This window comes from Plantactinospora sp. KLBMP9567 (assembly GCF_033446045.1).
Classification (GTDB): Bacteria; Actinomycetota; Actinomycetes; order Mycobacteriales; family Micromonosporaceae; genus Plantactinospora.
On record NZ_JAWQRR010000014.1, the window covers coordinates 1 to 12,750 of the forward strand.

A 12,750-nucleotide genomic window follows, 5' to 3' on the forward strand; every position below is an offset into this window, starting at 1 on the left:
GGTGGGCGTGCGCCCCTGCACGTCAACGAGCCGGTTCACGGCTTACGCGGGTGCGCGGGCCGGCGGCCCCGCCCCATGGTGGTGCGGGGCCGCCGGCGGACCTGCGGTCGGCTGTGCGCTTACCGCTGGGATGTACGGAGGCTTCCTCAGCGGACAACCGTCAGCAGGTGGAGTTGGTCTGGGTGAGTAGGCCGAGGCGCCAGGGGAGGCTGTTGTAGTCGCCTCCGGCGTTGGGGTCCATGCCCTGGTAGGCGTAGCGCATGTTGCAGGGGCTGATGGTGAGGGTCTGGTCGACCTGGTCGCGGATCATCTCCCCGTGGCTGATGTCCCGGGTCCAGGCGCCGGCGGGGAAGTTCACGTTGTTGGCGCGGGCGAAGGGGTTGCTCTCGGTGTCGGCCAGTGCCTGCCAGGGGCCGGCGATGGCAGGTGCGGTCCAGGACCGGAACCACCGGCGGCCGTCGCTGCCGATCGCCTCGTGGATCAGGAGGTACTGATTCTGGCCGGCCACCTTGTAGACGTTGGCGGCTTCGAAGAGCCGGTTGCGGTCGGCGTCCTGCATCGTGATCACCGGCTGGTTCATGCCGTTGGGGAAGTTCGCCACCGAGGTCTGTGACCGGTAGAGGTGGCCGTTGTCGTCCGAGGAGAACAGGTGGCAGTTGGCGCTGTCGCAGATGACCCACATGTCGACCCAGTAGCCGTTGCCGATGTTGTCCCGGATGATCTGTGGCATGTCGCTGTAGAAGTGCCGTGGCGCGGTCCAGCCGTTCGGGTTGCTGATGTCCGGGTTGGTGGAGTAGGAGGCGTTACCGGTCTGGTAGACGAGGTACCACAGTCGGTGCGGTGCGTAGTAGAACACCTGTGGTGCGGCCCGGTACCCGGTGCCGAGCGGTGCCTGGTCGAGGTAGTGGAAGCTGGCGTTGTCGGCCTGCGACCAGTCGGTGAAGTTGAGGTAGACGAGGTTGTAGCCCTCGGACTTCGCCGTGCTCGCGAAGACGTGGTACCGGCCGTTGTGGTAGACGACCGAGGGGTCCTTGATCCCGGCGATCTGGCGACCGTCGTTCTTGGGCCCGACCAACACTCCGCTGGAGTTCCACCGGAAGCTGGTGGGCAGGCTTCCGGTGGGCGGGTTCGTGGGCGGGTCGGTCGGCGGGTTCGTGGGCGGGTCGGTCGATGGGTCGGTGACGCCGCCGGTGCAGGTCGTGCCGTTCAGGGCGAACGTCGAGGGTACCGGATTGCTGCCGGTCCACGATCCGTTGAAGCCGAACGACACGCTCGCGCTCGTGGCGATCGCGCCGTTGTAGCCGACGTTCCTCGCGGTGACCTGGGCGCCGCTCTGGGTGACCGACGCGTTCCACGCCTGGGTGACCTGCTGACCCCCGCTGTACGTCCAGGTCAGGGTCCATCCGTTGATCGGGTCACCCAGGTTGGTCACGGTGACATTCGCGCCGAACCCGCCGGACCACTGGGACGATATCGAGTAGTTCACCGAGCAGCCGGCCGCAGCGGCGTGCGCGGGGAGGACCGCTGCCGCTGCGGCGGCAACCATTCCGATGACCGGTACGAGCAACCCTGCTCGTAGTCTGGCTGTCTGACGCACTGAAGACTCCTTACAGTCGCGCTGGTATCCGCCGCGTGTGGTGCACGGGACGGCGGGGCGTGTCCGCGTCGGCTCCGTACCAGCCAGCGGCCGTCGTGCCCGCGATGGGGTCGCGAGCGGTGCGACCGCCGGCGGTGGGTCCGGGGTGCACACGGTGCGCGACCGGCACCGGGCGGGCCCGGCCGCTCGATCGTGATTGGCGTGTCGGGTGACCCGACCGGTGGCGCGTCCGCGCGGCGGTACCGGTGCCTCCCCGGGTGCGGCATGCACCCGTGCCCATGGGTCGACGTCGATGTGAGCGGTAACATATCGCTATCAGGACAGGGACCGCAAGAGGCGATTCCCGGCGTGTCGAATGAACGCAGCCGCGTCGTCCGAAGGATGGACCAGGCGGTCGCCCTCGGATCGCCTCTTCCTGTTTCTGAACGACAGCGAGAAAGTCCGAGAATCCGTCCCGGGATCCCGGATAAGGCGTTCCGCGTTCCGCGTTCTGGTCGGGGTCGTGCCTCGCGACCGGTGGTCGGACAGGTGCGGCCGGTTCTTGACTCGGCCGCCGCCGTCCATCACAGTCAACCACCACACCACGGGCGCGGCGACTGCCAGGTACGCGCTCGGCGTGTGGCGGTTCGACCCGTGCCGCTGCTCGCCGAGCCGTCCCCTGGTCCAGGACGCCGGCCCCGATCCACCACCACCCCGGGTCCTGCGACAGCGATGGGATATGCGAGCTACCCGTACCAACGAGGCGAGCCTGGTCGTCGCCGCGCAGACCGGGGACCGGCAGGCGCTCGGCGAGCTCACCGCCGCCTACCTGCCGATCGTGTACACCCTGGTACGCAGGGCCATGAGCGGCGATCCGGATGTCGACGACGTCGTGCAGGAGACGATGCTCCGCGCCCTGCGCGATCTGCGGATGCTGCGGACGCCGGAGAGCTTCCGGCCCTGGCTGCTAGCGGTCGCGCTGCGCCAGGTAAGCACGCAACTACAGCGGCAGCGCCGTGCCGCCGAGCGGGCCGTACCCCTGGACGAGGTGGCCGCGGAGCCGGACGCCGACGCGGACTTCGAGGATCTGACGTTGCTGCGTCTGGACCTGTCCGACCAGCGCCGGCAGGTGGTACGGGCCAGTCGCTGGCTTGATCCGGCGGACCGGGCCTTGCTGTCGCTGTGGTGGCTGGAGACCGCGGGTAGGTTGAGCAGGGCGGAGCTGGCGGAATCGCTCGGCGTCGGCGCTGCGCACGCCGGGGTGCGCGTCCAGCGGATGCGCCAGCAACTGGAACTGAGCCGGACGCTGGTGGCCGCGTTGGACGCCAGCCCCGGCTGCGACCGTCTCAGGGCTGTGCTGGTCGACTGGGACGGCCGGCCGAGCCCGCTGTGGCGCAAACGTATTACCCGGCACACCCGGTCCTGCCCGATCTGCCAGCGCCGTACCGGGGATCCGGTCGCGCTGGAGCGCCTGCTCGTGGGCCTCGCGCTGGTTCCGGTTCCCGCCGCGCTGGCGGCGGCGCTGGCCGGCAAGAACACGGTGACGGCCGGGGTCGTCGGCGCTTTGTCGACGGCGGCCGTCTCGGGCGGGAGCGGGGTCGGCGGTTCCGCGGCGGTCGGCGCGAGCCTCAAGGCCGGGCTTGTCGGACAGCTCGGTCAGCTGATCGGGGCGCATCCCATCGTGGCGGCGGTCGCCGCCGGTGCCGTCGTCGCCGGTGCCACGGTCACCACGGCAACCTGGCCGGCGCCGGAACCACGGCCCCCCGTGCGCATCGCCGCGCCGCCATCGGCACCTGGCGCCACCGTGCCGTCGTCGGTGCCGGCGGTCGTCGTCGCGCCGACGTCGGCATCGCCCGCGACCACGCCGACTCCCCGGCACCCGAGCCCGGCCGGCGGCACGCCGTCGAGCGTCGAACCCCGGCCGTTTCCGTCCGGGAGCGTGTCGATGGAGTCGGTCAACCAGGTGGGGCTGTTCGCCATCACGACCGACGACCTCGGTGTACTGGCCCGGGTCGGCCCGGACAGCGACGGGACGGCCCGGCAACGTGCGACGTTCGAGGCGGTTCCCGGCCTGGCCGACAGTAGCTGTGTCTCGTTCCGGGCCCAGGACGGGCGGTACCTGCGGCATCTGAACTGGCGGGTGCGGTTGAACGCGGACGTGGGCACCCCGCTGTTCCGGGGGGACGCGACCTTCTGCGTGCGCGAGGGCGTGCTACCGGGTTCCGTGTCACTGGAGTCGTCCAACTACCCCGGCTGGTTCCTGCGCCACCGCAACCTCCAGCTGTGGGTGGACCAGTCGACCGGCACCCCGGGCTTTCGTGCTGACGCCTCCTTCCGGACCCGGCCTCCGCTGGCCGGGTGACCCCCCGCCCTCGCCGTCGGCCTCGCTCCGGGCGGTCACGTCGCCGGCCGTTCGGCGGATGGCCGTGCGGCGGGGTGCGACGGTCGACCGCTCGGCGGCCCCGGCCGCCGTCGCGACCGTCCGGTGCCGCCGCCGATAACAGAAAAACGGTGTGAGATTCGTGATTGTGGTGGATCGGATCCTCTTCGGTGAAAAGTGTTATCGGTCGCCGCGGCCAGAAGTCGGAGTCGTAAGGATCTGTTTGGGTGTGCGGGAGGCCGGTTCGGATGTGTGCATTGACGCCTGCCTCTTGAGGGCGTGAAGCGGTCTCGTAATATCGCGGACGTCTGCCCGAGTGGTTCCATCCATTCCCGCTAGATGTGGTGAGGCGACGGTGCCGGCCCTTGTTAGCGTTAACGCGACCGGTCCGCGTACCCGGGTGCGGGGTGGGCCCGCACCGGCCCCCCGGCGGTGTCCGCGGATACCCGGACGAGATCATTTCCGCTCGACCGGTCGGGCGCGGACATATCGATCGAGGCCTTCCGGATCAACGGGCAGCGTGATCAATTGTTTGGACTACCATCGGCCCCTCCCAACGGAAGGAGTCCATAGTGAAGCGATTGATCGTCGTCGGCGTCGCCGCCATCCTGCCGCTCTGGCCCGGCATCCCGGCGTCCGCCAACGCCACGGCGGCACCGCCGGCCCGGGTAACCTCGCACTACGAAACGGCCACCGGTAACACCGCCGCACGGGACTGCGGCTACAGCGTCGCCCTGTCGAACCAACCTGGCCAGGCGCTCTGGCTCTTCTGTGACACCGTGTTCCTCGACGCGGCGGGTGAGGCCTTCGGTTTCATCGGCGGGACCACGGCCGCCACCGGCCCGTACACCCCAGGGGCGGTGCCGGACCAGTTGAGTGAACTGCCCACCCCGCCCGCCACGCCGGCGGTACCGCCGCGTACCGATGCCCCGCGCCCGTTCCTCCCGACGCCCACCGGGCTGGTGCTCCCGGACGGCAGGCCGTGCGGTACGGCCGGCACCAGCTCGTACGCGGCGTCGTGGCTCAGTGGAGCCACCCGGGGCCCGGCCCGGCTGATCAACGGGTACGACGGCAGTGACCTCGTCGCCCTCACCTACTCCGACGTCTGCGTCCGCGGCAACTGGGTGTGGACGACGCAGGCCTGGGGGATCAGCTTCTACCACCCGGCGAGCAACACGTTCGTGGCGCACCACCGCGTTTTCGCCACCGGCTCCACCGACGACCTTGCGTGGCAGCGGCAGTTCGGCTCGCCGATCTTCGCCGACGACGGGTTCCTCTACGTCTACGCGTTTCACTGCGACGACTCGGGCTTCGGCACGTGCGGCACCGGTCGTACCGTACTGGCCCGCACGCTGTGGCGCGGCGTCGCCGCCTGGTCCCGCCCGCTGGCCTACCGCTACTGGACCACCGACGGCTGGACCAGCGACATCACCGCCGCCGACTCGGTGATGTCCGGGGCCCGGCCGTTCTTCCTCGACGTTCGCGCCTATTCCGACGGGCTGGCCGCCATCGAGCAGACCAGCCTCGGCGGTCACTACCGGATCTGGCGTGCGAGTTCTCCGGCCGGCCCCTGGACCGTCGGCGAAGAGCGACAGATCCCAGACTGCGCGTCGAGTGCCGAATCCTGGTGCTACGCGTTCTTCGGGCATCCGGAGCTAAGTACGGCGAGCCAGCTCATGTTGTCCTATTACGACCCTGACCAGCGACACGTCATGGCGAACGCCGTGTCGTGGTGAGCAGCCGACTGCCCTGGCATCTGCGAAATGTTACATAGCGGGTGCAGATACTCCGCGGCGTCCCGCCCGTGACGGGGAATGCCCAGGTGCCTGGGGATTGAGGAAGATCACCAAAACGGCGAAGGGGCGTCGCCAACTGCTCTTGTCCGATTGATATTGACGCCCATAAAGTGATGGCCAGCTCAGCAGCGGATCTTTGTCCACCTAGTGCGGATCGCCGTTGAAGTAATCACACCATTCGGGGGCATGCGGTGTGTAGTGATGAGCTAGTGGTCGCCATCTGTCCAGGTACCGTCTTCGAACCCAGTCCACGTCTGGTGGCCGCCGTCGGCGCCGGCGGCGGTCTGGGCGTACTCGACCTGGCTGTCGACAACACACGCGGGTTGCGGGCGGTGCGCGAGACCGCGTCGCTCTCCTCCGTACCGTTCGGGATCCGGGTGGCAGCAGGCTGCGAGGCAGCCCTGTCCGATGTGGAGCGGGCGGCCGCTGGCCGGCTCCGCACGGTCGTCGTGGCACCGGACTCACCCTGGCCCGTGGCGGAGGTGGCGGCCCGGCACCGGGTTCTCGTCGAGGTCACCGACCTCGACGAGGCCCGCCGGGCCGCCACGGCCGGCGCGTACGGGCTGATCGTCCGCGGCTCGGAGGCCGGCGGCCGGGTCGGTGAACTCAGTTCGTTCGTCCTGATGCAGCGGATTCTCGCCGACGACACCCTGGACCTGCCGGTCTGGGTGTGCGGCGGCATCGGCCCGCGCACCGCCGCGGCCTGCGTCATCGGCGGTGCCCGCGGCGTGGTGCTGGACAGCCAGCTCGCGCTCATGCCCGAGGCCGACCTGCCGGACGACACCATCGCCGCCATCCGCCGGATGGACGGCTCGGAAACCGTCCTTCGTGGACACACTCGGGGAATGCCCCGACCTGGCACCGACGACCTGCTCCAGGTCGGCCAGGATGGTGGACTGGCGTCGGAGTTCGTCCGCCGCTGGCCGGACGCCGCTGCCGCGGTACGCGGAGTCAGGACGGCGATCCTCGACGCCACCGCCGACGACGCCGCCCCCGATCTGCTGGCCTCCGGGGCGCCGCTGGCCCGCGCGCTCGGCGTGCGGCTCCCGGTGGCACAGGGTCCGATGACCCGGGTCAGCGACGAGGCGCCGTTCGCGGCAGCGGTCGCGGACGGCGGCGGCCTGCCGTTCGTCGCGCTGGCGCTGGCCGACGCGGAACGGTCCCGGCGCCTGCTGCGCGAGACCGCCGCCGCGCTTGGCGACCGTCCCTGGGGGGTCGGCATCCTCGGGTTCGTCCCGGACGAACTGCGGGCGGCGCAGCTCGAGGTGATCCGGGAGATTCGACCGACCTGCGTCATCGTCGCCGGAGGGAGGCCGGCACAGGCGACCGTGCTGGAGGCCGACGGCATCGCGACCTTCCTGCACGTGCCCTCGCCCGGCCTGCTGCGCCAGTTCCTGGCCGCCGGTGCCCGCAGGTTCGTCTTCGAGGGTGCGGAGTGCGGCGGACACGTCGGCCCCCGGGCCAGCTTCCCGCTGTGGGAGGCCCAGCTCACGGTGATCGAGCAGTACCTCGACGCGGGCGGCGACGGCGCCGGGCTGGAGGTGTTCTTCGCCGGCGGCGTGCACGACCCGCGGTCCGCGGCGATGGTCGCGACCATGGCGGCGCCGCTGGCCCGCCGTGGCGTGCGGGTGGGCGTCCTGATGGGTACGGCCTACCTGTTCACCCGCGAGGCGGTCGAGTGCGGCGCGATCCGGCCCGGGTTCCAGCGCGAGGCGTTGGCGGCGACCGGCACCGCCCTGTTGGAGACGGCGCCCGGGCACGCCACCCGGTGCCTGCCCAGCCCGTTCGTGGACGACTTCCACCGGCTCCAGGCCGAGTTGTCCGCCGCCGGAGCCGACAGCCGGCAGGTGTGGCAGCACCTGGAAATGCTCAACGTCGGCCGGCTACGACTCGCCAGCAAGGGCGTCCGCCGCGACGGCGACGACCTGGTGGCGGTCGACGAGCAGACCCAGGCCGCCGAGGGGCTGTTCATGGCCGGCCAGGTCGCCGTGCTGCGCGACGAGCCGACCACCATCGCCGACCTGCACGCCGGGGTGACCGGTGACGCGGCCGCCTTCCACCGCGAGCGGACCCGCACGCTGCGCGCCGGACTCGGTAGCTCGGAGCCGGCCGGGCGGGCACGGCAACCCGCACCGCTGGACATCGCGATCGTCGGCATGGCCTGCGTGTTCCCCGGGTCGCCCGACCTGGCCGGTTTCTGGCGGACGATCCTCGACGCCGAGGACGCGATCACCGAGGTACCCGCACAGCGGTGGGACGTCGACACCTACTACCGGCCCGAGGTTGGCCCCGAGCAGGCCGGCCGGTACACCGTGTCCAAGTGGGGCGGCTTCCTCCGGCCGGTACCCTTCGACGCGATCCGGTACGGCATCCCGCCGGCCGCGCTGGGCAGCATCGACCCGACCCAACTGCTGGCGTTGGAGGTCGCGCACCGGGCCTTGCTCGACGCGGGATACCCGCCGGAGTCGTCCACCGTGGACCGCTCCCGGATCGGGGTGGTCTTCGGTGCCGAGGCCGGCAGCGACATGGGGCACGCGCAGACGCTGCGTACCATGCTCCCCGGCTATCTGGGTGAGGTGCCTGCCGGGCTGGAGGGTCAGCTCCCGACGGTGACCGAGGACTCCTTCCCCGGCGTACTGGCGAACGTCATCGCCGGCCGGGTCGCCAACCGGCTGGACCTGGGCGGGCCGAACCTCACCGTCGACGCCGCCTGCGCATCCTCGCTGGCCGCGCTCGACGCGGCCTGCAAGGAACTGCTGACCGGCGACAGCGACGTGATGGTCTGCGGCGCGGCCGACCTGCACAACGGCATCAACGACTTCCTGATGTTCACCTCGGCCCACGCGCTCTCCCCGACCGGGCACTGCCGCACCTTCGACAGCTCCGGAGACGGGATCGCGTTGGGGGAGGGAGTGGCCTGCGTGGTGCTGCGGCGGCTGGCCGACGCCGAGCGCGACCACGACCGCATCTACGCGGTGATCAAGGGCGTCGGCGCATCGAGCGACGGTCGGGCGCTCGGCCTCACCGCTCCGCGTGCGGAGGGCCAGCGGCGGGCGCTGGACCGGGCGTACCGCAGCGCCGGGGTCGCGCCGAGCCGGGTGGGGCTGGTGGAGGCGCACGGTACCGGCACGGTCGTCGGCGACCGTACCGAGCTGGAGACCCTCACCAGGCTCTTCACGGACGCGGGTGCAGCGGCCGGAGAGTGCGCACTGGGCTCGGTGAAGTCACAGATCGGGCACACCAAGTGCGCCGCCGGTCTGGCCGGCGTGATCAAGGTCGCCCTCTCGCTCCACCACGGAGTCCGTCCGCCCACGATCAACCTGAGCCGGCCCAACCCGGCCTGGCAGCCCGAGCTGAGCCCGTTCGCGTTCTACACCGAGTCGCGTCCATGGCTGGCGGCCCCAGCGGATCGACTGGCCGGGGTGAGCGCCTTCGGCTTCGGCGGCACCAACTACCACGCCGTACTCAGCGGTCACGCCGGCACGGTGCCGCCGCGTCACACCCGGCACGAGTGGCCTGCGGAGCTCTTCTGCTTCCGCGGCGCAGACCGGTCCGCGGCACACCGTTCGGTGTCGGCACTGGCGGGCGAGCTGGCCGCGCCGCGGGTACCCGCCGTCCGGCTGCGCGACCTGGCCGCCCGGCTGGCCCGGGAGTCCGACTGCCGGCGCGGGCCGGTCCAGGTCGCGGTCGTCGCCCGTGACCTGGACGAGCTGGCGACCCTGCTGCGGCGTGCGCTGGCCGGTGAGCACGACCCGAGGAGCGGCCTGGTCCAGCCGTCCCGACCGCCCACCGGAGGCACGCTGGCCTTCCTGTTTCCCGGGCAGGGCAGCCAGCGGCCGGGTGCGTTGGCCGACCTGTTCGTGAGCTTTCCCGAGCTACGGCGCTACCTTCACCTCGGCGGAGAGCTGTCCCGGCTGCTCTGCCCGCCCAGCGCGTTCGGCGAGCCGGCCCGGCGCGAGCTCTCGGACCGGGTCCGGGACACCCGTGCCGCGCAGCCGATCCTCGGCATCTGCGGTCTCGCCGTCGACCATCTGCTACGCCGGCTCGGCGTCCAGCCGGACGCCGCCGCCGGGCACAGCTACGGCGAGCTGGTCGCGCTCTGCGTGGCCGGCGCCTTCGACGAGCAGACCCTGCTGGACCTCAGCCGGGAGCGGGCGGACGCCATCCTGGCTGCCGCCGGTGCCGACCCGGGCACGATGGCCGCGGTCGCGGGGACCGCCCGGCAGGTCGGCGACATACTCGCCGACGGTGCCGTCGACGACGTGGTCGTGGCCAACCACAACGCGCCGGACCAGGTCGTGATCTCCGGACCCGGCCCGGCCATCCAGGCCGCGGTCGCGACGTTGACCGATGCCGGACTGTCGGCCCGGGGTCTCCAGGTCGGGTGCGCGTTCCACAGTCCGCTGGTCGCCGGGGCCGGCCAGCGGCTGGCCGAGGTGCTGGCCCGGACCCCGGTGGCGAGGCCGGCGATTCCGGTCTGGGCCAACCGGACCGCCGGGCGCTACCCGGACGACCCCGACGGGATCCGGCGCGAACTGTCCGCGCAGGTCGGCGCGTCGGTGCGGTTCGTGGACCAGATCGAGGCGATGTACGCCAGCGGGGTGCGGACCTTCGTCGAGACCGGTCCGGGTCAGGCGCTCACCCGGCTGGTCGGTGCGGTGCTGGGCGACCGCCCGCACCTGGCCGTCGCGTGTGACGGTGCGCCAGGTGCGGGGCTGCGGGCTTTCCTGCTCGCGCTCGCCGAGCTGGCCTGTGCGGGCGTACCGGTGCAGACCGGCTGGCTGTTCCGGGGGCGGGACGCGGACGGTGTCCCGGAGCACGGGTCCCCGGCCCGGCCGATCTGGACGGTCGACGGTCAGCTCGTCCGGGACGCCAACGGCGACTGCCTGCCCGGTGGCATGAGACCACCCCGACGCGTCGAGGAGTTGCAGATGACCACAGCGGCTGGCGGACGGGACGATCTGGTCGCCGAATATCTCAGGACGGCCCGCGAGCTGATCGCCTCGCAGCGCGACGTCATGCTCGCGTACCTCTCGGACGGGGCGCCGGGGAACACCGGCCGGCTGGTCTGGCAGCCCGCCCAGGCGGAGCTGGCGGCATCGCCGGCGGTCGCCGTACCGGCGCCGACCGAACCCGCACCGGAGCCGCTCGAGGCGGCACCCCCGGTCGAGCTGGACTTCCAGGGAGCAGTGCTCGCGGTCATCAGCGAACGCACCGGCTACCCGGTCGACCTGGTCGGCCTCGACCTCGACCTGGAGGCCGACCTGAGCATCGACTCGATCAAGCGCGCCGAGGTCGCCGGAGAGGTCGCCACCCGGCTGCGGCTGCCGGTGGCCGGCGGTGACCAGGCCGCGCTCGAGGACCTGGTCAAGGCGCGCACGGTCCGCGCCATGGTGGAGTGGTTGACCGAGAAGGTCGCCGCCACCGCACCGGCGGGTGGCCCGTCCCTGCGGGCGCCGGAACCACCGGCGTCGCCGCGCTCCCCGCAGGCGGCGGAGCGGACCGGCCCCGACCATCCGATCGCGGCGCCGACCCGGATGGTGGCCCGCCGGCTGGCCCTGACGGAACCGGCGGGGGCGGCGGACAGCGACCTGTCGGGCGCTACCTTCCTGGTCACCGGTGCCGGGCCGGTACCGGACCGGGTGGTGGAATTGCTCCGCGAGCGTGGTGCGACCGCGCGGACCGCAACGCTGGAGGAGGACCGGCCGCTCCCGGCGGACGAGCTGGCTGCGGCCGGCAAGCTGGACGGGCTGGTCGTGCTCGACGGCCTGACCACCGCCGGGTGGCAGTTGCTGCCGGCGGTCTTCCCGCTGGTCAAGCAGGCCCTGGCCGCCGGTCCCCGCTGGCTGCTGGCCGCCGCCGCGGCCGGCGGGACCCGGGCCGACGGCCTGCCGGGTCTGTTCCGGACGATCAACCGGGAGTACCCGGCGGTGTCGGCGCGGCTGGTAGAGATGGACGGCTCGGCGCCGGCCGAGCGGCTCGCCGCCGAACTGGTCGAGGAGATCCTGCTCGGCGGGCAGGTGCCGGTGGTCTGCCGGGACGACGGCGCCCGGTACACCGTGGACCTGGTCGGGGAACCACTGCCCGGCCCGTCCGGCGGGGGCGCCGGGCCGGCGGCCGACGGGGTGGCGGAGGCGCGGGCGCTCGGTCTCGGCAGCGACTCGGTGGTGGTCCTGATCGGCGGTGCGCAGGGCATCACGGCGTCGTTCGCCCGGCTGCTCGCGTCCGCCACCCGCTGCCACCTCCAGTTGGTCGGCCGCACCTCGCCGCCGGACCATCCCGAGGAGCCCGACACGGCCGGCGCCGCCGACCTCGCCGGGGTACGTGCGGCGCTGTCCCGGCGCGGCCTGCGCTCACCGGCCGAGATCGACCGGATGGCGCAGGGCATCATCACCGGACGCGAGGTCGAGGCCACCGTCCGCGAACTGCGTGATCTCGGCAGCGAGGTGCGCTACCACACCCTGGACGTGCGTGACCAGGAGGCGACCCACCGGCTGCTGAAGGAGATCCAGAGCGAGTACGGCCGGATCGACGGCGTGGTCTTCGCCGCCGGGATCATCGAGGACAAGCTGCTGGCGGACAAGTCCCCGGAGTCTTTCGCCCGCGTGTTCGGCACCAAGGTGGACGGTGTGCACGGTGTGCTGGAGGCCCTGGAGGACCTGCCCCGGGCGCCCCGGTTCGTGGCCCTCTACGGCAGCATCGCCGCGGCCTTCGGCAGTCGCGGCCAGGGCGACTACGCGGCCGCGAACGACGCGATGGCCACGGCCGGCGGGCGGTGGGCGGCCCGTACCGGCATCCGCTGCCTGACCGTGCACTGGGGACCGTGGGCGCCGGTGGCGGGGCACCGTGGCATGGTGACGGCCGAGCTGAGCCAGGAGTACGCCCGCCGCGGCATCGCGCTGATCGACCGCGAGGAGGGCGTGCTCAGCCTGCTGCGCGAGCTGGCCTGGGGCGACGCCACCGTCGGCTCGGTCGTCTACACCGCCTCGGGCTGGTAG

General features: G+C 72.1%; 4 protein-coding genes. 3 read left to right on the plus strand and 1 reads right to left on the minus strand.

All coding sequences use genetic code 11. The annotated features are described in order from the left end of the window. Window positions 1-160: 160 nt before the first annotated feature. Entirely contained in the window at window positions 161-1,597 is a 1,437-nt protein-coding gene (locus R6Y94_RS10880; RefSeq protein ID WP_318395690.1) for a non-reducing end alpha-L-arabinofuranosidase family hydrolase, read from the minus strand. 718 nt (window positions 1,598-2,315) lie between these two features. Here R6Y94_RS10880 and R6Y94_RS10885 point away from each other — a divergent pair. The 3 genes from R6Y94_RS10885 (at window position 2,316) to R6Y94_RS10895 (ending at window position 12,750) form a co-directional block, all read left to right on the plus strand. Beyond that, the gene (locus R6Y94_RS10885) at window positions 2,316-3,938 is read left to right on the plus strand and encodes a sigma-70 family RNA polymerase sigma factor (RefSeq protein WP_318395691.1); all 1,623 of its coding nucleotides are present in this window, start codon (window positions 2,316-2,318) and stop codon (window positions 3,936-3,938) included. Window positions 3,939-4,528: 590 nt separating this feature from the next. Continuing rightward, window positions 4,529-5,692, plus strand: coding sequence for a hypothetical protein (locus tag R6Y94_RS10890; RefSeq protein ID WP_318395692.1), 1,164 nt, complete (start codon window positions 4,529-4,531; stop codon window positions 5,690-5,692). A gap of 317 nt (window positions 5,693-6,009) precedes the next feature. Next, on the plus strand, window positions 6,010-12,750 hold the full coding sequence (locus R6Y94_RS10895) for an SDR family oxidoreductase (RefSeq protein ID WP_318395693.1): 6,741 nt from the start codon (window positions 6,010-6,012) through the stop codon (window positions 12,748-12,750).